The organism is Mesorhizobium sp. M0768, from assembly GCF_040320195.1.
Taxonomy (GTDB): domain Bacteria; phylum Pseudomonadota; class Alphaproteobacteria; order Rhizobiales; family Rhizobiaceae; genus Mesorhizobium.
The window spans coordinates 22,270-44,915 of the sequence record NZ_JAMYPD010000038.1; the positions used below are offsets into that span (position 1 = coordinate 22,270).

A 22,646-nucleotide genomic window follows, 5' to 3' on the forward strand; every position below is an offset into this window, starting at 1 on the left:
TTGCGAGGCAATGCCCGCTGCCGTGGACCTGGAACATGGGTGCCGGACAATTGAACGTCCGCCGGCCGCTGCCTGAGCGTCATGGCGGTGCCGCCCGCAGCCGTAGTGGCGCGGTTTGTTGCGGACCTTTCCATGATTGCGCTTGAAGCCATCGTCACCAGCAGAACCTTTTGAACCAAAGCCCGGAAAAAACCGGACCAGCTTGTTTGCTCATACAGAGCCGGCACGGGACAATCCCGGCCGTTTTGCTCACGCAGGCGATTCCCCCGCCACGGGAGCACGCCTGCGAAAATCGTCGCGATCACCGATGCCTTCTTCGCCTGAAGCGAAAGGAGCCGTCTTGCGTCTGACCTGTAGCAGGAAGCTGCGGAGGAGGACGGTTCCAGGATTGCAGTGATCCACCATCGCTTTTATGATTTGGCGGGTTGGAAGGCAACCCCGATTCCCGATGCCGGCAAAAAGCCGTTCCGCAGCGGAAGCCCCGGTCCCCAAGTCTTCCATGAAAAGGCTTGGTTAACCTTCTCTGGATACCAATCGTTAATCGAGTTCGCGGCCTGCCGGGCATTTTGACAAGCGACAGCGCACTTCGACAAGCGATCGGGCATGACGCCAAAACGGGAGCGACTGGTAGAAAGATGGGACTGGCAGGCGTCGCAGACAAGGGCCGTCATCATGGAGGCTGGTTCTTCCGTACCGTCTGCCTGCTGCCGCTGATCCTGGCTTGCCTGGTCTTTTCGCCGCTTTCGCGTGCTGCCGACGCACCGCTTGGTGCCACAAGCTACAAGATGGCCGGCGATGCCACCAAGATGCGCATCGTCATCAATTTCGACCGCGAGCCCGACATCAAATGGTTCCTGCTGCGCGGCCCCGATCGCCTGGTCATCGATCTGCCGGCCACGAGATTCGCCTTCAATGCCAAGGATGTGAAGCCGCGCGGGCTTGTCCGCGCCGTGCGTTACGGCGAACTCGGCGAGGGGAAATCGCGGCTGATTCTCACCGGCAAGGGACCGTTCGCCGTCGACAATCTCGACGTGCTCAAGAACGGTGACGGCAACGGCTACCGCATCGCCATCGACATGTCGGCGGCCTCGCAGCGGGAATTCGACGCAGCGCTCGCCAATCAGGCGCTGACCACCGGTTCGACGGTCTCCGCCGACAAGGCCGGCAGGGTCGGTACCGGGCCGGTCTCCAATCCGGGCCATCGTTTCACCGTCGTCGTCGATCCCGGCCATGGCGGCATCGACGGCGGTGCCGAGGGCCTGAACGGGACGGTCGAAAAGAACGTGACGCTCGCCTTTGCCATGGAACTGCGCGACAAGCTCGCCGCCAGCGGCAAATACGACGTGTTCCTGACGCGCGAAACGGACGAGTTCCTGCGGCTCGACGACCGCGTGCGCATTGCCCGCCAGCATGAGGCCGACCTGCTCATCTCGATCCATGCAGACACGATCAGCCTCAAGGGCATTCGCGGCGCAACCGTCTACACCGTGTCCGACAAGGCTTCCGATCCCGAGGCGCAGGCGCTTGCCGACCGTGAAAATCTTTCCGACCAGTTCGCCGGCATGGAGATCAAGGACGACAGCAAGGAAGTGACCGATATCCTGATCGACCTGATCCGCCGCGAGACGCATAATTTTTCGATGAGCTTCGCCCATACTCTCGTCGGCCAGCTTTCCACCAGCGTCGGTCTGATCAACAACCCGCAGCGTTCTGCCGGCTTCAAGGTGCTGAAGGCGCCGGACGTTCCATCCGTGCTGGTCGAACTCGGCTATCTGTCGAACGCCAAGGACGAAGCGCAGTTGCTCAGCGCCGATTGGCGCAACAAGGCGACCCAGAGCATAACCAACGCCGTTGCCCTGTTTGCTTCGGCCAAGAGCGGAACGGGGGCCGGAGGCTGAAATGTCCGCCGGCGCCCACAACCTGAAGCAGCGTTGCACGGCGACAACACCCTGTGCTTTTATTTCCGGCATTCGAAACCGAAATCCCGCGCTGCCGTATTTTGCCCACATGGTCGCGACATGGATTTTGCGATTACGGTTTGGGATCGTCCCGAAAGCTTGCGTGAAGGGCGGCTTCGTTTAGGAAATTCCCGAACCAAGGACTGGAGCGGGTATGATTCGTCTCATTGGCTATTTCTTCGGCATCGGCACGACGCTGGCCCTTTTGGTCGCGGCGGGCGTGGCGATCTATATCGGCCATTTGTCGAAGGACCTGCCCGATTACGAGGTGCTGGCCAAATACGAGCCGCCGGTGACGACCCGCATCCACGCGTCGGATGGCGCGCTGATGGCCGAATATGCGCGTGAGCGGCGGCTTTATCTGCCGATTCAGGCGATCCCGGATCGTGTCAAGGCGGCCTTCCTGTCGGCCGAGGACAAGAATTTTTACAATCACCCCGGCATCGACGTGACCGGCCTTGGCCGGGCCATTGTCGTCAACCTGCAGAATGTTGGTTCGGGAAAGCGCCAGGTCGGCGCCTCGACGATTACCCAGCAGGTGGCGAAGAACTTCCTGTTGTCTTCAGACCAGACCTACGAGCGCAAGATCAAGGAGATGATCCTCGCCTTCCGCATCGAGCAGGCCTACTCGAAGGATCGCATTCTCGAGCTCTATCTCAACGAGATTTTCTTCGGCTTCGGCGCCTATGGCGTCGCCGGTGCTGCGCTCACCTATTTCGACAAATCGGTGAACGAGCTCACCGTGGCCGAAGCCGCCTATCTCGCCTCCCTGCCGAAGGGGCCGAACAACTACCATCCCTTCAAGCATGCCGATCGCGCCTTGGAGCGCCGCAACTGGGTGATCGACCAGATGGTCGAGAACGGCTACGTCACGCATGAAGAAGGCGAGAAGGCCAAGGCCGAGCCGCTCGGCGTCACGCCGCGCCGCACCGGCAACTATCTCTTCGCCGGGGAGTATTTCACCGAGGAAGTGCGTCGCCAGATCATCGCGCGCTACGGCGAGAATGCGCTCTACGAAGGCGGCCTTTCCGTCCGCACGACGCTCGATCCGAAGATGCAGCTGATTGCCCGCAAGGCCATGCAGAACGGACTTATGAAGTTCGACACGCTGCGCGGCTACCGCGGGCCGGTCACGAGCATCGACGTTTCCGGCGACTGGGGCGTGCCGCTGGGCAATGTCAAGCGGTTGGAGGACGTGCCGGAATGGTCGCTCGCCGTCGTGCTCGACAGCTCGGCCACCGGCCTGTCCATCGGCCTGCAGCCGACGCGCCAGATCTCCGGCGAAATCGTCAAGGACCGCGTCGAAGGCACCGTCAGCAAGGAAGACATGAGCTTCGCCATGCGCCACGTCGTCGACGGCAGGACCGTCAAGGCGAAGTCGCCGGCCGACGTGCTGAAGCCGGGCGACGTGATTTTCGTGCAGAAGAACGACGGCTCGGACAACAGCTACACCTTGCGCCAGGTTCCCGAAGTGGAAGGTGGCCTGATCGCCATGGACCCGCATACCGGACGCGTCCTGGCCATGGTCGGCGGTTTCTCCTACGCGCAGTCGGAGTTCAACCGGGCGACGCAGGCCATGCGCCAGCCGGGGTCGTCGTTCAAGCCGATCGTCTATTCGGCCGCCCTCGACAATGGCTATACGCCCGCCTCCGTGATCATGGACGGGCCGATCACCATCCAGAGCGGCAACACGACCTGGACGCCCAAGAATTACGACGGAACGGTGGCCGGCCCGGCGACGTTGCGGTCCGGCATCGAGAAATCGCGCAATCTGATGACGGTGCGGCTTGCCAACGACATGGGCATGAAGCTGGTCGTGGAATATGCCGAGCGTTTCGGTGTCTACGACCACCTGGCGCCGTATCTGCCGATGGCGCTGGGATCCGGCGAGACGACGGTGATGCGCATGGTGTCGGCCTATTCGATCATGGCCAATGGCGGCAAGTCGATCAAGCCGTCGCTGATCGACCGTATCCAGGACCGCTACGGCAAGACCGTCTTCAGGCAGGACGAACGCGGCTGCTCGAACTGCAACGCCGCCGAGTGGCAGAACCAGCCAGAGCCGGAGCTGGTCGACAATTCCGAGCAGGTGCTCGATCCGATGACCGCCTACCAGATCACATCGATGATGGAGGGCGTCGTGCAACGCGGCACCGGCGCCACCATCAACGAGCTCGGCCGTCACATCGCCGGCAAGACCGGAACGACCAACGACGAAAAGGATGCCTGGTTCATCGGCTATACGCCGAACCTCGTTGTCGGCCTCTATATGGGCTACGATCAGCCGAAAGGCCTTGGCAAGGGCGCGACCGGCGGCGGCCTTGCCGCGCCGATCTTCAAGGATTTCATGCGCGTGGCGCTGGACGGCACGCCCAATGTCGACTTCAAGGTTCCGGACGGCATGAAGCTGATTGCGATCAATCGCAAGACCGGCATGCGAGCCAACGCGGGCGACGCCGGAACCATCATCGAAGCCTTCAAGCCGGGTACCGGTCCCGCCGACAGCTATTGGGTGATCGGCATGGGTGCGGACGGCTCCAACGCCACCGGCGGGGCGCTGTCGCCGCAGGCCAACCAGGCCATCCAGTCGGGCGGCGGCGGGCTCTACTGACAATCGCTACATCGGGTCGGGCCGGTTTGACGATGATGGTCGAGCCGGTCCATTCCGCTTTACAGGGGCCGGTACACTACAGGGGCCGGCGCTTTACAGGAGACCGTGCCGTCCCTATGTATCGCGCCATCAAACCGCCATCCAGCAACAGGACAGAACAGCCAGCCATGCGCGCGGAAACGCAAAATATTGTCGACGAGATCAGGCAGGCGATCACCCTGCTGAGGAGGCATCTTTGACTGGGACCAAGCCATAAAGCGGCTTGAGTACCTGAACGTCCGTGCCGAGGATTCGAGCCTCTGGAACGAGCCGCTGGAAGCGCAAAAGCTGATGCGCGAGCGTCAGGGCCTCGAGGAAGGCATTGCCGCGGTCAAAGGCCTCACCCAGGCCCTGGAAGACAATATCGGGTTGATTGAGCTTGGCGAGGAAGAGGGCGACGAGGGCGTCATCGCGGAGGCCGAAGCGGCGATCCGCTCGATGCGCGGCGAGGCCAAGGCGCGCCAGATCGAAACGCTGCTGTCGGGCGAGGCTGACGCCAACGATAGCTATCTGGAAGTCCATGCCGGCGCCGGCGGCACCGAAAGCCAGGACTGGGCCTCGATGCTTCTGCGCATGTATACGCGCTGGGCCGAGCGCCGGCGCTTCAAGGTCGAGGTGCTTGAAGTGCATGACGGCGAAGAAGCCGGCATCAAGTCCGCCACGCTGCTGATCAAGGGCCACAACGCCTATGGCTGGCTGAAGACGGAATCGGGCGTGCATCGTCTCGTGCGGATTTCGCCCTATGACAGCAATGCGCGCCGCCACACCTCCTTCGCCAGCGTCTGGGTCTATCCCGTCATCGACGATACGATCGACATCGACGTTTCCGAATCCGACGTCCGTATCGACACCTATCGGTCGTCGGGATCGGGCGGCCAGCACGTCAACACCACCGATTCGGCGGTGCGCATAACCCATCTCGCCACCGGCATCGCGGTTGCCTGCCAGGCCGAGCGCTCCCAGCACAAGAACAAGGCCAAGGCCTGGGAAATGCTGCGCTCGCGGCTTTACGAGGAAGAGCTGAAGAAGCGCGAAGCGGTGGCGAACGCCACCGAAGCGTCGAAGAGCGATATTGGCTGGGGCCACCAGATACGGTCCTACGTGCTGCAGCCCTATCAGCTGGTGAAAGATCTGCGCACCGGTGTCGAGAGCACCAGCCCGTCGAGCGTGCTCGACGGCGACCTCGACGATTTCATGGAAGCCTCGCTGTCGCAGCGGATCGAAGGTGGCGCCGGCGAAACGGTGGCCGATATCGACTGAGGCCGCCGGGCACCAATCCGGCAGGAATGTGGGTTCATCACGCGAGAGTTACGGCCATCGCGCGAGAGTGACGAGCTCTCAATTTGCACTTACCTGTCGTTCTACAACTTTGTTTTTCATCGGATTTTTCAAAAATCGATTTCCGCTTTTGACGCGGATGCCGCGGGCCGCCGGTGCCAAGCCTGGAACCAGCGCGAGCCAAATCCCGTTATTGGCGATCCCGCTGCCGGGGTTGACCAGGTTTCGTCAATCAGGACGGCAGGTTGGTTCCGGCTGCAGAGGTCGGCGTTCGGTTGCGACAGCAATTGCTTGCGCCGACCAAGGAATCAGCCCAGCATTCATGCGCTGGGGAGGAAAAAAGCATTTATGGCCGGACGCGGCGTATCTGCGACCTGACGATCCGGCCACTGGGAAGACACGTTCCGGGAACGGGCAAGCGAAATGCTTGACAACCGTTGATAGGAACTGCGCTCATGCCTGCTCTCACAACCAGACCGGCCCCAGTCGCCCGCACGGCGCGCCGACTCCTGAATTCACTTGTCGCGGCAGTGGTTTTGATAGCTGCCGCCATTCCATTTGCGGCGCCTGCTCTGGCGCATGATGCCAAGCCGACCGCGGCCATGCCGCAAGGCTGGAGCTATCCCTTCTCCTGCTGCTCGGGCTATGATTGCCGCGAGGTCTCTCAGACATCGATCAGCGAACGTCCCGAGGGCTATGTCATCAAAGGAACCGGGGAAGTCGTGGCCTATAGCGACAAGCGGATCAAGAATTCGCCCGACGGCGAATATCATTGGTGCTCCGTTGCCGGTGCCAATGACGGAAAGACCATCTGCCTGTTCGTGCCGCCATCGTCCTACTAGCGCATGACGCCCAAAAGCTTGCCCACGGGTTGACCCGAGCGTGTGCAGCGGTTTTGGATCGATGGGCCTTCGATCTGTGCATCGCAGGCTCACAAGCCTGCTGACCGGCAGTTGTCAGGAGCGTTTCTTTATGCTGCCTTTGCCGTACGGGGCGGCGGCATTGTGAGGGACCAATTCATGACCATCAAGGCAAGCTGCCACTGCAAGGCGACGACGTTCGAGGTCTCGCAAGCGCCGCAGACAGTGACGCGATGCACCTGTTCCTTCTGTTCAAAACGCGGTTCGTTGTGGGCCTATTACACCCCGTCGCAATTCAGGCTCACCAGCCCGCCGGAGAATGTTTCATTCTACCAGTGGGGATCGAAAACCATAAAACACGGTTTTTGCGCCACCTGCGGCTGTGGGACCTTCACCGAGACGCCGGACTGGTCGACAGGCGAGCCGAATTTTGACAATCCGAAGATCAGCGTGAACTCGCGGCTGTTCGACGATTTCGATCTCGACAAGGTCGAAGTGGTGGTCATCGACGGCAAGAATCTCTGGTAGCCGGTCGAATTGCGGTGGTCGCGCGAGCCGCTGCAGGCGTGTGGAATTGAGCCGGGGAAAGCCGCGGCAGCGGCTTTTGCTGGTCCGTTTTTCGCCGCATTTCATGGTACAAGTCGCTGGAAGGGCTGATGCGGTGCGCCGTTGCGCGGCCGTGGAATGGAGAGGGACCACCATATGAAAAAGATTGTGCTCGCCGTCGTGGCGACGGCTGTGCTCGTGAGCGCATGCACCACCGATCCCTACACCGGGGAACAGAAGGTTTCCAACACCGCTGCTGGCGCCGGTCTCGGTGCTTTGGCGGGTGCCGGGCTCGGCATGCTTGCCGGAGGTAACGACCGCCGCAACGCGCTGATCGGCGCGGGCATCGGCGCGCTTGCCGGCGGTGCCATCGGTGCCACCATGGACCAGAACGAGGCCGAACTGCGCCGACAGCTTCAGGGCACCGGCGTCAGCGTCACCCGCACCGGCGACCAGATTATCCTCAATATGCCGTCCGACATCACCTTCAACGTCGACCAGGACGCGGTGAAGGCCGGTTTCTATCCGGTGCTGAATTCAGTGGCCCTTGTGCTGAAAAAGTTCCGCCAGACCACGGTCGACGTGTTCGGCCACACCGACTCGACCGGCGGCGACGAGCACAATTTCGACCTGTCGCAGCGCCGCGCCCTGGCGGTCGCCAACTATCTGTCTGGGCAGGGCGTCGATTCCCGCCGCTTCGCCGTCACCGGCTTCGGCAAGACGCGTCCGATCGCCTCCAATGCGACGGCTGCCGGCCGGGCTCAGAACCGCCGCGTCGAGATCCAGCTGTCGCCGCTCACCTGAGGCAAGCACATGAACCGAGAGCGGCCCCGCAAGGGGCCGCTCCAATGGTTATGCCGGGCCACCGACCGTCGGCGCCCTTCGTTCGTGATGTCAGGACCGGGCCGGCTGATCGACAATCGCGGCAACGATCCGGCGCACGATCGGAAGCACAATCAGCAGACTGGGAAACGCGACAAGCCATGAAGCGCCCCATGCATAGCTCCAGGCCGCTATAAACCCGTTCGTCCAGCCTGCGCCGATTGCCGTCGAAACCGCCGAGACAATCGAGGACATCAGAATCGAAAGAACCAACGGCATCACCACCGCGCCGTAGGAGGGCGGCAGCTTTCTCAACTTGAAGGCTCGATCCGGTGATGCTTGCATCGAAATCTCCCAATCAGAAAAAATGTGCGTCAGCGTTACTGTGAGGACGATCAGGCGGCATATGCCGTCTGCAGCGCCAATTCCCGAATGAAGCTTCGCAGCGAACGCGGCTCGCGGCCAAGCACGGCACGCAACGTCAGGCTGTTCCCGCCGAGGCCGTATTTGGCGTAGTGGCTGTGTACTTTGGCCAGCATCTGCAACTGCCGGTCGGTATAGGGAAGGCGGGCCTTCGCCGCCCAGTCCTGAAATGTCGGCTCGCCCGCCGAAACCGGCCGGCCAAGCGCTTCGCTCATCATGGCGACGACCTCTTCGCGGCTGTGCATACCGTCGGCGCACAGCTCGAGGGTCGCATAGGACAAACGCGCTTCGGTCAGTGCGATTGCCGCCACTTCAGCCACATCGCGATAGTCGACGCGGGCGAGCTTCGCCGTCCTTGAAAACGGCTCGGCGAAAACGCCGTGCTCGACGACGGACGGCCAGGCCGGCGCGATATTTTGCATGAAATTGGCCGGGTGCAGAATGGTGTACTCCATGTTCGTCGAATAGAGGGCAGCTTCAACGGGTACCTTGCTTGCATGGTTTTCCAGCCTCGTATTGGTCGGCTGGATCACCGACGAAAAGACGAACTTTCGAACGCCTGCTCGCGCCGCCGCCTCAACCATGGCAACCCCCATGGCGGCTTCGTCGGGAGCAAAGGCCGGTCCGATGTGAAAGACACCGTCGATACCTTCCACGGCCTGCTCAAGGCTCTGACGGTTGCGCAGATCTCCGATCGCGATTTCGGATGCGCCGGCTTTCCGGGCTTTTTCGGCACTCGCGGCGTCACGAACAAGCGCTCGAACCCTGGCATTGCGGCGGACGAGTTCAGGCACCACCAAACCGGCAACGCGGGCTGCGGCGCCTACGACCAGGACCGTTGGACTGGGTGTTCGCATGACGATCTCTTTCCTTCGACTCTGCCTTTCGGCGTGTGCAGGGAAGATAAAATCTCGCGAACTTCGTTACAATTGATCGATGTTGCGATAGTTTCTCCCGATTTTCGGCAGAAAGGAGCGATGAGCGATGAGCCGGATAGATGATTTCGAAGCCTTCATTGCCATTGTCGAGCATGGCAGCCTGACGGCTGCCGCACGCCGGCTGAACCGCTCACTGCAGTCGGTCAGCCGGTCCCTGGCGACATTGGAGGAATCAATCGGGGTCGAGCTTCTGCACAGGACGACACGCCGCTCGACGCCGAGCGAAGCCGGAGCGGCCTTTTTCCAGCGCATCAAACCCGCCGTCGAGGAAATTAACGAAGCCAGGCTTCAGGCGGCCAATCGACGGTCGGAGCCATCGGGCATCCTGCGTGTCAGTGCCCCGGTTCTGTTCGGCCCGGACTTCCTCGTGCCGGTTATCGCCGACTATATGCGGACATATCCCCGGGTCGAGGTTGACCTCAAGCTTTCCGATGAATTTGTCGATCTCGATGCTGAGGGTCTCGATCTGGCGGTAAGAATCGGCAATTTGCCGGATTCCAATTTACGTGCGAAGCGCCTGGGCGCGCTGCGGCGCGTGGTGTTCGGCGCACCTGCCTACTTCCAGCAACACGGCCGACCGGCCCATCCGCTCGAATTGCGTGAGCATCAATGCATCGTACGAACCGTCGACGGCCGCCCAGGCGAATGGATGTTTCAGATTGAAGGCAAGCCCCGGCCGGTGAAGGTCGCGGGCACCTTCCAATCGAATTTGATGATATCGATCTATGCGGCCGCGGTTCACGGATTGGGTCTGGGCTACTCGCCGCTTTGGCAGGTAAAGCACCTGGTGGACGATGGCCGCCTGGAACTGGTTCTAACCGAATTCGAGCCGGTGCCGGTGCCGATACACGCCGTGTGGCCGGAAGGCAGATCATCCTCGGCCAAAGTCCGCGCTTTTCTGGACCTGCTGGCATCCCGCCTGGAGCTCAGGGATCTTTAGCTACATAGCGAGCCTAGCGGCATATGGGTCGCCGGCAGCACCAAAATCGACCGCCTCGCAGCAACGCCACAAGATTACCGAGAGCAGTACTTCTCAAAAGAGGGTGCTTCGCGCGTCGGGGGGACCGCGCGCGAGCCGTGTCAGACCTTGGCGACGATCCGCATGAAGGCCGGCATGTCGTCGCCGAAGCCGACGGTCGCGTCATTGTCTTCCTGGCGCTGGCGGGCAGGGCGCTCGCGCTGCGGCCTGGTGTCGCCCCGTTCCGGCGCGCGCCGTTCGTTGCGATCGGGCGAAGCCTTGCGTTCAGGTGAAGCCTGGCGCTCGCTGTTTTCCGAGCGGATCGCCTCTTTGCGGGTACGCCGCTCGTCGATGTCGGCGACGGTGGCTTCGGCCACGATCGGCTGTTCCGCGCTAACTGCTTCCGGCGCTGCTTCTTCGCTGCGCTTGGCGTGGCGTTCACGCGGTTTGCGCTCGCCCCTGTCCTTGGCGTCATCCTTGCGACCGGCACGGCGTGGCGCACCGCGGCCACGGCGCGGGGCCTCATCCTCGCCGCCTTCGCTGGCAACGACCGTCGACAAATCGCCGTCATGCCACTCGATCTTCGTGCCGATCAGCCGCTCGATGGCGTCGATGTATTTGGTGTCCGACTTGGTCGCGATGGTGAAGGATTTGCCCGAGCGCCCGGCGCGGCCGGTACGGCCGATGCGGTGGACGTAATCCTCCGCGTGGATCGGCACGTCGTAATTGAAGACATGGCTGACATCGGGAATGTCGAGGCCACGCGCCGCGACATCCGAAGCAACGAGGTAGCGCAGCTTGCCGTCACGGAAATTGGCCAGCATCTGCATGCGCGCGCGCTGGTCCATGTCGCCGTGCAGGGCGCCGGCGTCGAAGTCATATTTCAGCAGCGAGCGGAACAGCTCCGATACCTCGATCTTGCGGTTGCAGAAGATGATGGCGTTCTTCAGCTCGGCATCCTCGGCTTTCATCAGATTGCGCAGCGTCTCGCGCTTGTCCCATGGTTTCGGGCCGGATTTCACCAGCCGCTGGATGATGTTGGTGGCGGCCGATGCTGCCTTCGACACTTCGACGCGCACCGGTGCGTGCAGGAATTTCTCGGTGAGCTTGGTGATTTCCGGCGGCATCGTCGCCGAGAAGAACAGCGTCTGCCTGGTGAACGGGATCATCTCGCAGATACGCTCGATGTCGGGGATGAAGCCCATGTCGAGCATGCGGTCGGCCTCGTCGATGACGAGGATCTCGACGCCGTTGAGCAGGAGCTTGCCGCGCTCGCGATGGTCGAGCAGGCGGCCGGGGGTCGCGATCAGCACATCGGCGCCGCGCTCAAGCTTCTTGTCCTGCTCGTCGAAGGACACGCCGCCGATCAGCAGTGCGATGTTGAGCTTGTGGTTCTTGCCGTATTTGACGAAGTTTTCCTCGACCTGCGCGGCGAGCTCGCGCGTCGGCTCCAGGATCAGCGTACGCGGCATGCGGGCGCGGGCGCGGCCCTTTTCCAGCCGGGTGAGCATCGGCAGGACGAAGGACGCCGTCTTGCCGGTGCCGGTCTGGGCTATGCCCAGCACGTCCTTGCCGAGCAAGGCGTGCGGGATGGCGCCAGCCTGGATCGGCGTCGGCTCGGTGTAGCCGGCATCGGTAACTGCGGAAAGGACCTTCGGCGACAGGCCGAGGTCTGCGAAGGTCAACGCTTCTTGAGCGATCTGGGTGTCTGAGGACAAGTTTGGCTGTCTTTGGCTGGTTCGGGGGCGCAACATATGCAGTCGCGGCAAGCGCCGCGCGCCTGCAAGATTGGTATTGCAGGTAGGCGCAAGCCCACGATTTGTCAACACAAACGGGCGGCATTGGCGCGATTGTGAAGTCGTAACCTTAATCGCGATGTTATCGCTCGCCGATGCCGCCTGTCCAGGAAGGCAACAGTTTCCGCACCAGCGCAAGTGTTGCCGATCAGCAACGCCCGGCTACATTCATCCCGGTTGCACCGCAAAGTTGCTTTTAGGATTTGAACAGGCGCAGAAAACTCGGCACGAAGGACCCATCCATTTTTCTTAGTCGAGGGGCGACATCATGAAAAAACTTCTTCTCTCTGCCGCATTTCTGGCAGTTGCCTTGACGCCGGCGATGGCGGCCGATGTCGTGGAATTGCCGGTTGCGTCAACATACAACTGGACGGGCTTCTATCTAGGCGCCCATGTCGGTGGCGGCAAAAGCAAGGTAGACTGGGAATTTACCGCTTTCGGGACGACGGCTGATCACGATGGCAGCGGCGCTATGGGCGGCGCCCAGGTCGGTTACAATTTTCAGAGCGGAAACATAGTCTATGGCGTCGAGGCGGACATCTCGGCCGCCAAGATCGATGGCGACACGGATTGTCCAAACCCGGCTTTTTCTTGCGAGTCCGATGTAAAGATGCTCGGTTCGTTGCGTGGTCGAATTGGCTATGCGATGGACAGGCTGCTGATCTACGGTACCGGCGGCCTCGGCTTCGGCACCGTTGAGATTAGCACCAGTCCGGCCACTAGCGACACCACGAAGACCAGAGCAGGCTGGACGCTGGGCGCGGGCCTGGAATATGCCTTTGACGATCATTGGTCGCTCAAGGGCGAATACAAATATTTCGACCTGGGCAAAGCCGACTATACAACCGGCTTCGACGAGAATGTCGAACTGAAGGTGCACATACACACCGGTGTCATCGGCCTGAATTACAAGTTCTGATCGCAGCGAACGGCTGCGGCCAGATTTTTTCAGCAATAAACCCGGCCTCGTGCCGGGTTTATTTTGCCGTTCAATACCTGAACTGTTCGGCGAGAATGCGCTCGTTCCACGAATGGTTGGGATCGAACAGCAGCGTCGCCGTTGCCGTCGGCGATTCCCTCACCGTGACCGTCGTCACCGCCTTGACCTCGGTGTGGTCGGCGGCGGCATTCACCGGGCGCTTTTCCGGCTCCAGAATGTCGAAACGCACGATCGCCTTGTTGGAGAGCAGCGCGCCGCGCCAGCGGCGCGGACGAAACGGGCTGACCGGGGTCAGCGCCAGCAGCGGAGCGTCGAGCGGCAGGATCGGCCCGTGCGCCGACAGATTATATGCGGTCGAGCCGGCCGGCGTCGCAATCATCACGCCGTCGCAGTGCAATTCCTCCAGCCGCTCTTGCCCATCCACGGTGATGCGGATCTTGGCCGTCTGGTACGACTGGCGCCAAAGCGCGACCTCGTTGATCGCGAGCGCCGAAATCGTCTCGCCTTCGGCCGTCACTGCCTGCATCTCCAGCGGACGGATCGTTTCGGCAACGGCCGCCGCGATGCGCCCGGTCAAGCCGCTGGCGCGGTATTCGTTCATCAGAAAACCGATGGTGCCACGGTTCATGCCGTAGACCTTCTTTCCCGTGCTCATCGTCTCACGCAGGGTCTGCAGCAGAAAGCCGTCGCCGCCGAGCGCCACGACGATCCCGGCTTCTTCGACGGAGGCCTGGCCGTAACGCGCAGAGAGGCTTTCCAGCGCTGCATTGGCGTCGGCTGTACCGGATGAGACGAAGGCGAAACGGCTGGCGGTTTTGCTCATGGCTCTCAACGACAACCGATTGGCGACGACCGTCTGGCGATCGATTGGCGGCGACCGGTTGCTGGGCCGCGCCAGCGCCGGGTTAGCATGGGTGGGCATTTCTGCAAAGGGAGGGAGGTGCCTGGAGATGGCGACCAAACAAGCCGCACTCGCGCATCATGTCGGAGGACAAAATGATGTGATGGTTAAGACTCGCCTTAAACTCTCGTAAAGCCATATCGATCATGTTAGCCGGCAGCGGACGGGCGGCGTGGGGGCTAACCAGTCGAGGCCGATCTATTGCCGCTGGCACGCTTGATTATTGTCTTCCTGATGCTGGCAAGTTTTGCCCTGGCTTTCGCGGAACTGGTGCGCCAGGCGGAGGAAAAGAGCTTTAGACCCGAGCCCACGGCCTCGCGCTGCGGCGACGCGGCGGGGACACCCTGTCCGCAAAGGGCGCTTTGACGCCACAGCGCCAGTGCTTATCGGGCTTGCAACAGATGGCAGCCGGCCTGGCGCTTTTGCGCGAGATACTCGTCGACAAGCTGGCGATAGCGGACTTTGCCGAAGCTCGGGAAATGGCCGCCGTGCACGACCGAGACATCGAGATCGCGCATGCGCAGCAGCGTTTCGACATAATCGTCGATATCGGAGTGATAGACGTCGTCGATCAGCGGGCCGTCATAGATGATGTCGCCGGAAAACAGGATGCCCGTCCTGTTTTCGTAGAGCGCAATGCCGCCGGGTGAATGGCCGGGCGTGTGGATGACCTCGAAGGCACGGTCGCCGAGATCGACCATGTCGCCTTGCTCGAGCAACCGGCCGGCTGGTGCGGGCAGGATCTGGTAGCGCTTGGTGTCCCAACCTTGCGGCATGCCGTCGAACATCTCGTCAGTGGCATAGCGGTCGGCAACCGTCCATTCGTTGCGTGGATCGGCGAGGATTTCGGCCTCGGCCGGGTGCACGCAGCGGTCGGGAAATTCGTGATGGCAGCCGATATGGTCGAAATGCGTGTGGCTGGCCACGCAGGTGAGCTTGCGCTCCGTGACCAGCGGCACGTGGCGGCGCAGGCTGAAATGGCCGAGGCCGGTATCGAACAGAAGATCGCGGTCGCGGCCGCGCACATGCCAGATGTTGCAGCGGAAGAACGGCTTGATCCACGGCTCGTGGATCAGCGTCACGCCATCGCCCATGCGGATAGTTTCGTACCAGTCAGGAGCGTCGATGATTGGAAGCGTGCTCATGTTTGGTCCGCAAGCAGGATGATGTCGCCAGCATCGCACGATACCGCGACAACGTCGCCCGGCTGGACGGCCGATGCGGCCGCGACCTTGGCGATGAAGTGCAGCGCCGGGTCGGTCGTGGAGATCCCCAGCACACGCTTGAAGCTGCCCTGGAAGACGACGTCGCTGACCTTGACCATGCCAAGCGCCACAGCACCGCCTGCAGCGCCGAGAACAAGATGCTCCGGGCGGATGGCCAGCGCAACGGCCAAGCCGGGCGGCAATGTGCCGGGCAGCGAGAGCGACCCAAGCTTCGTGGTGACGGTGATTTTGCCGCTCTTCGCCTCGGTCACCGTTCCCGATAACAGTGTGCTTTCGCCCATGAAAGTCGCGGAAAAGCGCGTCGCTGGCCATGCATAGACGCGCTCGGGCGGTCCTTCGTCCTCGATGCGCCCGTCATTCATCACCACGCAATGATCGGCCAGCGCCATCGCCTCTTCCTGATCGTGAGTGACGTGGATGAAGGCGGTGCCGACGCGTTTCTGGATCGCCTTCAACTCGTCCTGCATCTGCCGGCGCAATTTCAGGTCGAGCGCGCCGAGCGGCTCGTCGAGCAACAGCACCGCCGGCTCGACCACCAGGGCGCGCGCCAGTGCCACGCGCTGCCGCTGACCGCCGGAAAGCTGGTGCGGCTTCTTGTCAAAGGCAGTGGCCAGCCCAACCAGCGCCAGCGCCTCGCGCGCCCTTGCTGCCCGGGTTGCGGCATCGACACCCCGCATGCGCAGGCCGAAGCCGACATTGCTGCCGACGCTCATATGCGGGAACAGAGCATAATCCTGGAACACGGTCGTCGTCGGCCGCTTCGCCGGTGGCACGGCCGTGCAGTCCTCGCCGCGGATCAGCACCTTGCCCTCGCTCGGCGTGACGAAGCCGCCGAGGATGGACAGAAGCGTCGTCTTGCCGGAGCCGGACGGCCCGAGCAGGATCGTGTAGCTGCCAGGCTCGATCGTCAGCGAGACGTTCTTCAGCACGGTGTGCTGACCGAAGCGATGCGAGACAGAGCTTATATCGACCAGTGGCGCGGTCATGCCGGCTTCCTTCGCAACAGCATCAGCTCGAACAATACCACCAGCACGATGGAGACGGCGAAGACCAGCGAGCCGACGGCGTTGGTCTTGGGATTGAGGCCGGAGCGCAGCAGGTTCCAGATCTCGACCGGCAGCGTCGTATCGAAGCGCGTCAACAGGAACGAGATGACGAATTCGTCCCAGGAGAAGGTCATCGACAGAAAGAAACCGGCGAAGATCGCCGGTGCCATGACAGGCACGGTGATCAGCAGCAGCACCTTCCATTCGGGCGCGCCGAGGTCGCGCGCGGCGCGCTCGATGTTGATCTGGTGGTCGCCCATCTGGCTGTAGACGATGGCAAAGCAGAGCGGCAGGTTGATCACGACGTGGCCGATGCCGGCGGCAGTGAGCGACTTCGGCACGCCGGCCCAGTTGAACAGCACCAGCAGCCCCATGCCGATGATGAGATAGCTGACGGTCAAGGGCAAGGTGATCAGCCCGCGCATCAGGCCCGAGCCCGGCAAAGCGAAGCGCGCAAAACCCCAGGCGGAGAGAAAGCCCAACGTGACGGCGGCAGCCGAGGAGACGACCGCCACCAGCAGCGAATTGACCAGAGCCGAAGTCAGCCGCGTGTCGGCGAGCACTGCCTCGTACCAGCGCAGCGACGGTCCGGTGAAGGGCGGGATCGGAAACGACGTTGCCTGCAGCGAAAACAGCACCAGAACGATGACCGGTAGAAAGATGAAGCCGTAGATTGCGATGGCGTAAAGGCCGGAGACGAGGCGGATGAGCGCGCGCATGGTCAGGCCCGCTCGATCTTCAGCCAGCGGGAGCAGGCGAGATAGGCAATGGTGACCACCGCCATCAGGATGATCGACAACGCCGAAGCGAGCGGAAAGTCGCCGCGCCGGCCGATCTGCATCATGACGAGCTGCGGCATCAAAAGCTCGTTGTTGCCGCCGAGGATCTGCGGCGTGATGTAGTCGCCGATGCACAGCACGAAGGTGAGGAAGGCGCCGACCATGATACCGGGGAGCGTCAGCGGCAGAACGACATGCAGGAAAGTCCGAACCGGCCCGGCGCCGAGGTCGGCGGCGGCCTTGCGATAGCTGGGGCTGAGCTGCTTCAGATTGGCGAAGATCGTCAGCGTCAACAGCATGACGAAGAAATGCACGAAGCCGATGACGGTGGCCAGCCGCGTATTGGCGAGCTGCAGCGGTTCGCTGAACAGGCCGGAGCCGGTCAACGCATGGTTGACGACGCCGTTTTGCGCCAGCACCAGCAGCCACGAATAGGAGCGCACGACATAGGAGGTCCAGAACGGCAGCACCGCCAGCACCAGCGCCAGCCGCTGCCAGCGCTCCGGCACCTGTTCGGCCAGGATCCAGGCAAAAGGATAGGCGAGCAGCACCGAGATCACGGTGACGATCGCTGTGACCTGCAGCGAGTTCACCATCGCCTGCCAGTAGGACGGATTGGCAAAGAACTGGCTGTAGTTGGACAGCGTGAAGCCGCCGCCTTCATGTGCCGTCAGGCTGGATACCGCCATGGCGACGAAGGGCAGCACAAAAAACAGCAGCGTCCAGCCGAGCGCCGGCGTGACCAACGCCCAGGGCAGGGCACGCCCACTGTTGACGGCGTTCACGACCGGCAGCCGGTCATTGCGCCTGCAGCATTTCGGTCCAGACGTCCTGCATCTTCTTGTCGAGGTCGGCGTTCGGCGCAGGATAGGACTGGGCGCGGGCGAGGAATTCCGGCTGCTCGTCAAAGCGCAGGATCTTCTTCTGCTCGTCCCTCAACGCCGCCTTGCTGTTGGCCGGCATTCCCCAATAGCAGGACGAGGTGGCGAGCCGCGCCTGGCCTTCGGGGCTCATAATGTACTGGATGAATTTAAGCGCCAGCTCCTTGTTCTTGGAATCCTTGAACATTGCCAGCGACTGCGACCACAGCACGGCGCCTTCTTTCGGGATAGAGAAGTCCAGGGCAGGGTTTTCCTTGGCCAGCCCCGCCGTCACCCATTCGCCGCCGCCGACCAGAATGTCGACCTCGCCGGTCGCCAGCGCCGTCTGGCTGGCGGTCATTTCGCCGACCAGCTTGGCGTTGGCCTTCATTTTGAGCAGCTCTTCCTTGATGGCGGGAAGGTCGGCTTCGGTCAGGTCCGCCGTCTTCTTGCCGATCGCCAGTGCGGCCATGCCGATGACCGGCAGGTAATAATCGTAGATGGCGATCTTGCCCTTGTATTTGTCGCCGGTCAGCGCGGCAAGCGACTGCATGTCGGCCGGGTCGACCTTGGTCTTGTTGTAGCCGATCGTGTTGTAGCCGAACTTTTCGGTGATGCCGTAACGCTTGCCGTCAACGACGGTGGAGCTGTCCATCTTCACCTGCGGAAACAGGTCGGCCAGCGGCAGCTTGTCTTCCGGCAGCGGCTCGAACAGGCCTTTTTCGACGCCGCGCGGTACGTCGATGCTGTCGATCACCATCACGTCCCAGTCGCCGGGCTGCGATTGTTCGACGATCGCCAGGCCGGCGCCGGTGCCTTCAAACTCCTTGACATTGACCTTGACGCCGTTCGCTTCCTCGAATGGCTGCAGCAGCGCCGGATCGGCGTGATCGCACCAGATCAACGCGTTGAGATCCTGCGCCTGAGCGAGGCTGCCCGCCGCCAGCAGCAGTGCTGCCGCGGCACACGCGCCTTGGAGATGGCTCTTCAGAACGGAAAGCGGATTCCTGACGGTTGGATTGGGGGTCTTTGGATTAATGGACATCGAGTGTTCTCCCATGCCTTTTTGGCTTGTAGGAAAAAATTGAACCAATTCTAAAATTGAGTCAATTCTGTTTTTGTGGCAAACAGCCGCTATGAGCGGATTGCGGGCAAGGCAGAAGGCGGATCGGCACCGCCGCATCATCGAGGCGGCGGCGGCGCTTTTCCGCGATGCGGGTTATGAAGGCGCCAAGATCGAGACCATCGCCGCGCAGGCCGAAGTCTCGGTCGGTACCATCTACAATTACTACCAGAACAAGGGTGATATCCTCGGCGCCATCGTCTCGATGGAGGTCAACGAGGTGCTCAATGCCGGGCGCGGCGTCGTCGCCAACCCGCCGGCCAATGTCGGCGACGCTCTCGATACGCTGCTCGGCATCTATATCGAGCACTCGCTGCATTATCTCAGCAAGGAGATGTGGCGGCAGGCGATGGCGATCTCGACGCAACTGCCCGACAGCCCGTTCGGCCAGGCCTATACCGGGCTGGACCGCGCCCTGACCGAGCAGATCCGCGCGCTGATTGCCAGGCTGCAGGCGCTCGGCCTGGTACGCCGCGACATCGACGGGCCGGCGCTCGGCGAACTCATCTTCAACAACATGAACATGATGTTCATCGAGTTCGTGAAACGCGAAGGGGCGAGGATTGCCGAGCTGCGCGCTGCAATACGCCGGCAGAACAGGATATTGGTGGCGGCGATCGGAGTGTAAGAAGATCAAGGGCGAGTTGGGCCTGCAACACAACTCGCCGCAGCCGGAGCATCGCCTACCGGTTGATCAGCCATAGAATGGCCGAGAGCACGATGCTGACCAGTATCCCCGTGGTGATAGGGACATAAAGCCTGAAGTTCTCACGCTCGATCACGATATCGCCGGGCAGCCTGCCAAGGCCGGTCCGAGCCAACCAAGGCCACAGCAGGCCTATGGCAACTATGCTGAGACCAACCACGATCAGAGTTCGCGACATGGCAGCATCCTGCCGATAAAAATGCCGGACGCCTAGTATGGACCCGGATCACCCAGCCGTTAGGCCTGCTCGAGCGAGGATTTCAGGAGCCGGCATGACATGCCCGTGCGGCTTGCAGTAGACGGGGTCGATCGCGTGATAGCCAAGCAGATGGCCGAGTGGCGCCAGGATCGCCAGCGCCACTCGCTGAATCGCAGGTGGCGGGTGCGTGAAGACGATCACGTCGGCAAATTCCCTGGCGATGACTGCTGCCTGAAGCGGCGAAGGTCTACCTTTTCTGTCTACCTTGCCGGCATTGGCCAAGCCGAAGAGCATGCCGATCAGCAGCTCGAAACGGTTCGGGTCGACATTGTCCGCACCTGGCGCCCGGTCGACTTCGACCAGGACATGCGCTTCTTCGGTTTTGCTGCTGTTCCACCAATCATGTGCGACGCCTGCTTCGACCGTGGCGGATTGGCCAGGCTCCAGGGACAAAGTTTTCCCGGCGATGCAAGCGTCGAGACGGCCACGGAGGACGGTAAACCGTTCCGTCAGGTTCGGGTGGAAGTGCTCGCCCACCACTGCGGCTCCCGGCCGGGCGGTCAGATGAGCGATGCCAGGTCCCTGGCCGCGGTCTTCGGTGCCACGCAGGATGACCGCATATTCGCCGGTCACCTTGTTCTCGTAGACATCTCCACAGCGTGACATGGATCGGTTCCGGAGTTTCAGAGCACCACTGCCCGGCAACTCTATCGTCAACGGCTTGGTCGTTCAACGACGCTCCAACGGGCGATTGCGGAAACACCAGTTTCCGGCTCTTCGTCAACGCGGGCGATCAGCGCTCTACCGAACATGCTTAGGCGGCCGCGCTCGCGGAAACGGCACGACCGTCAGTGGCGCCTTGCGGAATTCCGCGATGGCTATTTCTTCAATCAGCGCGTCGAGGGCCTCGTTGACGCGTCGGCTCGTTTCATCCGCGCCGCAGAGGCGGTTTTGTGCGCACTCCAAAAGCTCGCGCGCCGCGGCGAAATCACTTCGCATGACAACACCCTTTGGTTTTTGGCCCGCCGCACCGACATTGTCGGCGCGCTTAATTGAGCGAGTGCTAATATACACAGGAGCAATTTAATCGAATGCTGTTAAATGGCTCGGAGCCGGAGAGGGGCCGAAATGATGGCTGTAAGGGCCAGGCACTAATGGGCTCGGCGTCTCTTGGTATGAGATGCCAAAGCGCAATCTGGCGTCAGATTAAGCCGGCAATTTCACGCGACGTTTGTGGTTCCCCGACGGGACGGAACGCGTGGCCCTAAAACGGTCTTGGGCGGCTTAGATATTCTCTGGCGGCGGCAATCTGGCGCCGGTGCTCGCGCAGGAAGGCTGCGCCGAAACAAATGGCGAAGGCCAGTACCGAAAGGCTTGTCGTTGCTCTTGATGTTGGATCGGGGTCGGGACTTGTCAGCAAACGAAAACCGAACGCGAGGGCGAAGACGATAAGGCCGCCAAACATCCCGTTGATGAAGGGGGCGGTCGTGCGTTTCTGCTCCAACGGAAACTCCCATGGTTTCCGATGCAGTTATATGCGTTTGAATTGATGTGCCACCGCTCTTGACGGCCCGACCCTGTGGAAATCGGGGATGACCAGATATCGATGCGCGTTGGGAAGTCCTCGCAAGCAATCCTTGCTTGCTGGTGCCCCCGGACGGAATCGAACCGCCGACCTTCGGTTTACAAAACCGCTGCTCTACCAGCTGAGCTACAAGGGCACGGCGCTCCGGTTACCATATCTGCCGCGCCAGTAAAGACAAAACTCCGTTTTCGGCTGCCGCGAACGCGCCGGTTCTGCCGCCAGGGCGTCCTGAAAACGGCCAATTCGCTTCCTATATTGATGGAAGGTGCAATCGCATCAGCGAGGCAGTCGCATGATCAGGTTTGTCATCATTCTCCCGCTCGTCGTCGTGGCCTGGGTTTTCCTGGTGAAGCTCATCAAGGACCTGAAGCACGCCAATATCGACTGGACCGGCGTCACCACCATCATCGGTTTCATCGCGCTCGCCTTCTGGCTTCGCCACATCACCGGGATGGGGTGAGCGCGAGAGTGAGTAGTGAAACCGCGAATTCTCACTACTTACCAATCAAAACGAAAATCACTAAGAACCGCTCACTAAGAATTCTCAGAACCTCCGAACCTTTCGCTGCCGCGCCGCGACCGATCTCCAGAGGCGAATGATCGCCTTATTCAAAGATCGAGGAGATCATCATGTCCAAGCGCAGTCTTACTGTAAGCGATGTGCTCCTCACACATTGCTCGGATAATTCGGCCGCTCGGTGTCAGATGCCATTGGCCGCCGAACCTTATGGCAACGTGCGTCACTACCAGTCAGTGGCGACGATTTGAGGCCGTTGATACTGCGAAACATTTCGATATGCTTCCTTTCAAGCCATAAGATTGTCGCGCAGCGCCTGTGTTGGATTTTCAATGCCGAGAAGAAAGCAATTTAAGGGAATTTGCCACGATATTCTTGAAAGCTTTGTCAGTAGATACAACGTAAGCGCGATTTTCCCTGCACGTTGACGCCGGCGCTTTCGACGGATGGCCTTCGAATTGGGAACGGTATCTGGTCTGATCAGACTGCTGTTGCTTTGGCGAAGTTGAAGGGCAGCAGATCGTAGATATCAGCG

At 61.5% G+C, this 22,646-nt stretch carries 24 protein-coding genes and 1 tRNA gene; 11 read left to right on the forward strand and 14 right to left on the reverse strand.

Annotated features, from left to right (window positions below; all coding sequences use genetic code 11):
- Positions 1–635: 635 nt before the first annotated feature.
- From NKI08_RS29910 to NKI08_RS29940, 7 genes are all read left to right on the forward strand, one after another.
- Positions 636–1,898, forward strand: coding sequence for an N-acetylmuramoyl-L-alanine amidase (locus NKI08_RS29910; RefSeq protein ID WP_352774585.1), 1,263 nt, complete (start codon positions 636–638; stop codon positions 1,896–1,898).
- A gap of 1 nt (position 1,899) precedes the next feature.
- Positions 1,900–2,082, forward strand: a complete 183-nt coding sequence (locus NKI08_RS29915) for a hypothetical protein (RefSeq protein WP_352457449.1) — start codon at positions 1,900–1,902, stop codon at positions 2,080–2,082.
- Positions 2,083–2,112: 30 nt separating this feature from the next.
- Positions 2,113–4,569: a penicillin-binding protein 1A gene (locus NKI08_RS29920; RefSeq protein WP_352774587.1), complete on the forward strand. Its 2,457-nt coding sequence runs from the start codon at positions 2,113–2,115 to the stop codon at positions 4,567–4,569.
- A 167-nt stretch (positions 4,570–4,736) separates the two neighbouring features.
- A protein-coding gene (gene prfB / locus NKI08_RS29925; RefSeq protein WP_352451084.1) for a peptide chain release factor 2 occupies positions 4,737–5,868 on the forward strand; the annotation gives its coding sequence in 2 pieces (ribosomal slippage) (positions 4,737–4,802 and positions 4,804–5,868; 1,131 coding nt in all).
- Positions 5,869–6,341: 473 nt separating this feature from the next.
- Positions 6,342–6,728 (forward strand): hypothetical protein, encoded by a 387-nt coding sequence (locus NKI08_RS29930; RefSeq protein WP_031212810.1) that lies wholly within the window; start codon positions 6,342–6,344, stop codon positions 6,726–6,728.
- A gap of 177 nt (positions 6,729–6,905) precedes the next feature.
- On the forward strand, positions 6,906–7,274 hold the full coding sequence (locus tag NKI08_RS29935; protein ID WP_023679923.1) for a GFA family protein: 369 nt from the start codon (positions 6,906–6,908) through the stop codon (positions 7,272–7,274).
- A 174-nt stretch (positions 7,275–7,448) separates the two neighbouring features.
- Entirely contained in the window at positions 7,449–8,096 is a 648-nt protein-coding gene (locus NKI08_RS29940) for a YiaD family glycine zipper/OmpA-like lipoprotein (protein ID WP_023679922.1), read from the forward strand.
- Between the two features lie 90 nt (positions 8,097–8,186).
- Here the strand turns inward: NKI08_RS29940 and NKI08_RS29945 are convergent, their stop codons facing one another.
- The gene (locus tag NKI08_RS29945) at positions 8,187–8,459 is read right to left on the reverse strand and encodes a DUF2798 domain-containing protein (protein ID WP_023679921.1); all 273 of its coding nucleotides are present in this window, start codon (positions 8,457–8,459) and stop codon (positions 8,187–8,189) included.
- Between the two features lie 50 nt (positions 8,460–8,509).
- A complete protein-coding gene (locus NKI08_RS29950; protein WP_352774589.1) occupies positions 8,510–9,394 on the reverse strand; it encodes an NmrA/HSCARG family protein in 885 nt (294 codons plus the stop codon).
- Positions 9,395–9,521: 127 nt separating this feature from the next.
- On the opposite strand from NKI08_RS29950, the gene NKI08_RS29955 reads away from it, so the two are divergent.
- The gene (locus tag NKI08_RS29955; RefSeq protein WP_352774591.1) at positions 9,522–10,415 is read left to right on the forward strand and encodes a LysR family transcriptional regulator; all 894 of its coding nucleotides are present in this window, start codon (positions 9,522–9,524) and stop codon (positions 10,413–10,415) included.
- A gap of 140 nt (positions 10,416–10,555) precedes the next feature.
- On the opposite strand, the gene NKI08_RS29960 is transcribed toward NKI08_RS29955, so the two are convergent.
- On the reverse strand, positions 10,556–12,151 hold the full coding sequence (locus NKI08_RS29960; protein WP_352774593.1) for a DEAD/DEAH box helicase: 1,596 nt from the start codon (positions 12,149–12,151) through the stop codon (positions 10,556–10,558).
- 346 nt (positions 12,152–12,497) lie between these two features.
- On the opposite strand from NKI08_RS29960, the gene NKI08_RS29965 reads away from it, so the two are divergent.
- The gene (locus tag NKI08_RS29965; protein ID WP_352774595.1) at positions 12,498–13,148 is read left to right on the forward strand and encodes an outer membrane protein; all 651 of its coding nucleotides are present in this window, start codon (positions 12,498–12,500) and stop codon (positions 13,146–13,148) included.
- 70 nt (positions 13,149–13,218) lie between these two features.
- On the opposite strand, the gene NKI08_RS29970 is transcribed toward NKI08_RS29965, so the two are convergent.
- From NKI08_RS29970 to NKI08_RS29995, 6 genes are all read right to left on the reverse strand, one after another.
- On the reverse strand, positions 13,219–13,992 hold the full coding sequence (locus NKI08_RS29970; RefSeq protein WP_023679915.1) for an NAD kinase: 774 nt from the start codon (positions 13,990–13,992) through the stop codon (positions 13,219–13,221).
- 461 nt (positions 13,993–14,453) lie between these two features.
- Positions 14,454–15,215 carry an MBL fold metallo-hydrolase gene (locus NKI08_RS29975; protein WP_352774597.1) on the reverse strand — a complete coding sequence of 254 codons (762 nt, stop codon included), beginning with the start codon at positions 15,213–15,215 and terminating at the stop codon, positions 14,454–14,456.
- Positions 15,212–16,282 (reverse strand): ABC transporter ATP-binding protein, encoded by a 1,071-nt coding sequence (locus tag NKI08_RS29980; protein WP_352774599.1) that lies wholly within the window; start codon positions 16,280–16,282, stop codon positions 15,212–15,214. Before NKI08_RS29980 ends, NKI08_RS29975 begins: the two co-directional genes overlap by 4 nt.
- Complete coding sequence (locus tag NKI08_RS29985; RefSeq protein WP_352501653.1) at positions 16,279–17,061, reverse strand: ABC transporter permease; 783 nt, start codon at positions 17,059–17,061, stop codon at positions 16,279–16,281. Before NKI08_RS29985 ends, NKI08_RS29980 begins: the two co-directional genes overlap by 4 nt.
- A 2-nt stretch (positions 17,062–17,063) precedes the next feature.
- On the reverse strand, positions 17,064–17,906 hold the full coding sequence (locus tag NKI08_RS29990; protein ID WP_352774602.1) for an ABC transporter permease: 843 nt from the start codon (positions 17,904–17,906) through the stop codon (positions 17,064–17,066).
- Positions 17,907–17,919: 13 nt separating this feature from the next.
- Positions 17,920–19,026 (reverse strand): polyamine ABC transporter substrate-binding protein, encoded by a 1,107-nt coding sequence (locus NKI08_RS29995; protein ID WP_352774604.1) that lies wholly within the window; start codon positions 19,024–19,026, stop codon positions 17,920–17,922.
- A gap of 91 nt (positions 19,027–19,117) precedes the next feature.
- Between NKI08_RS29995 and NKI08_RS30000 the strand changes: the two genes are divergently transcribed.
- Positions 19,118–19,732, forward strand: coding sequence for a TetR/AcrR family transcriptional regulator (locus tag NKI08_RS30000; RefSeq protein ID WP_352774606.1), 615 nt, complete (start codon positions 19,118–19,120; stop codon positions 19,730–19,732).
- Positions 19,733–19,787: 55 nt separating this feature from the next.
- Here NKI08_RS30000 and NKI08_RS30005 read toward each other — a convergent pair whose 3' ends face one another.
- The 5 genes from NKI08_RS30005 to NKI08_RS30025 form a co-directional block, all read right to left on the reverse strand.
- Positions 19,788–19,988 (reverse strand): DUF2905 domain-containing protein, encoded by a 201-nt coding sequence (locus NKI08_RS30005; RefSeq protein WP_023679908.1) that lies wholly within the window; start codon positions 19,986–19,988, stop codon positions 19,788–19,790.
- 48 nt (positions 19,989–20,036) lie between these two features.
- On the reverse strand, positions 20,037–20,675 hold the full coding sequence (locus NKI08_RS30010; protein WP_352541363.1) for a cupin domain-containing protein: 639 nt from the start codon (positions 20,673–20,675) through the stop codon (positions 20,037–20,039).
- A gap of 135 nt (positions 20,676–20,810) precedes the next feature.
- Positions 20,811–21,008, reverse strand: a complete 198-nt coding sequence (locus NKI08_RS30015; protein ID WP_084641813.1) for a hypothetical protein — start codon at positions 21,006–21,008, stop codon at positions 20,811–20,813.
- A gap of 265 nt (positions 21,009–21,273) precedes the next feature.
- Positions 21,274–21,513, reverse strand: coding sequence for a hypothetical protein (locus tag NKI08_RS30020; RefSeq protein ID WP_352774609.1), 240 nt, complete (start codon positions 21,511–21,513; stop codon positions 21,274–21,276).
- 141 nt (positions 21,514–21,654) lie between these two features.
- A tRNA-Thr gene (locus NKI08_RS30025) sits at positions 21,655–21,730 on the reverse strand.
- 156 nt (positions 21,731–21,886) lie between these two features.
- Here NKI08_RS30025 and NKI08_RS30030 point away from each other — a divergent pair.
- Positions 21,887–22,054 carry a hypothetical protein gene (locus NKI08_RS30030; protein WP_352774610.1) on the forward strand — a complete coding sequence of 56 codons (168 nt, stop codon included), beginning with the start codon at positions 21,887–21,889 and terminating at the stop codon, positions 22,052–22,054.
- Positions 22,055–22,646: the final 592 nt, after the last annotated feature.

Coding starts and splice junctions, on each gene's coding strand:
- NKI08_RS29910 (WP_352774585.1), top strand. CDS start 636: ATGGGACTGGCAGGCGTCGCAGACAAGGGCCGTCATCATGGAGGCTGG.
- NKI08_RS29915 (WP_352457449.1), top strand. CDS start 1,900: ATGTCCGCCGGCGCCCACAACCTGAAGCAGCGTTGCACGGCGACAACA.
- NKI08_RS29920 (WP_352774587.1), top strand. CDS start 2,113: ATGATTCGTCTCATTGGCTATTTCTTCGGCATCGGCACGACGCTGGCC.
- NKI08_RS29930 (WP_031212810.1), top strand. CDS start 6,342: ATGCCTGCTCTCACAACCAGACCGGCCCCAGTCGCCCGCACGGCGCGC.
- NKI08_RS29935 (WP_023679923.1), top strand. CDS start 6,906: ATGACCATCAAGGCAAGCTGCCACTGCAAGGCGACGACGTTCGAGGTC.
- NKI08_RS29940 (WP_023679922.1), top strand. CDS start 7,449: ATGAAAAAGATTGTGCTCGCCGTCGTGGCGACGGCTGTGCTCGTGAGC.
- NKI08_RS29945 (WP_023679921.1), bottom strand. CDS start 8,459: ATGCAAGCATCACCGGATCGAGCCTTCAAGTTGAGAAAGCTGCCGCCC.
- NKI08_RS29950 (WP_352774589.1), bottom strand. CDS start 9,394: ATGCGAACACCCAGTCCAACGGTCCTGGTCGTAGGCGCCGCAGCCCGC.
- NKI08_RS29955 (WP_352774591.1), top strand. CDS start 9,522: ATGAGCCGGATAGATGATTTCGAAGCCTTCATTGCCATTGTCGAGCAT.
- NKI08_RS29965 (WP_352774595.1), top strand. CDS start 12,498: ATGAAAAAACTTCTTCTCTCTGCCGCATTTCTGGCAGTTGCCTTGACG.
- NKI08_RS29970 (WP_023679915.1), bottom strand. CDS start 13,992: ATGAGCAAAACCGCCAGCCGTTTCGCCTTCGTCTCATCCGGTACAGCC.
- NKI08_RS29975 (WP_352774597.1), bottom strand. CDS start 15,215: ATGAGCACGCTTCCAATCATCGACGCTCCTGACTGGTACGAAACTATC.
- NKI08_RS29980 (WP_352774599.1), bottom strand. CDS start 16,282: ATGACCGCGCCACTGGTCGATATAAGCTCTGTCTCGCATCGCTTCGGT.
- NKI08_RS29985 (WP_352501653.1), bottom strand. CDS start 17,061: ATGCGCGCGCTCATCCGCCTCGTCTCCGGCCTTTACGCCATCGCAATC.
- NKI08_RS29995 (WP_352774604.1), bottom strand. CDS start 19,026: ATGTCCATTAATCCAAAGACCCCCAATCCAACCGTCAGGAATCCGCTT.
- NKI08_RS30000 (WP_352774606.1), top strand. CDS start 19,118: ATGAGCGGATTGCGGGCAAGGCAGAAGGCGGATCGGCACCGCCGCATC.
- NKI08_RS30005 (WP_023679908.1), bottom strand. CDS start 19,988: ATGTCGCGAACTCTGATCGTGGTTGGTCTCAGCATAGTTGCCATAGGC.
- NKI08_RS30010 (WP_352541363.1), bottom strand. CDS start 20,675: ATGTCACGCTGTGGAGATGTCTACGAGAACAAGGTGACCGGCGAATAT.
- NKI08_RS30015 (WP_084641813.1), bottom strand. CDS start 21,008: ATGCGAAGTGATTTCGCCGCGGCGCGCGAGCTTTTGGAGTGCGCACAA.
- NKI08_RS30030 (WP_352774610.1), top strand. CDS start 21,887: ATGATCAGGTTTGTCATCATTCTCCCGCTCGTCGTCGTGGCCTGGGTT.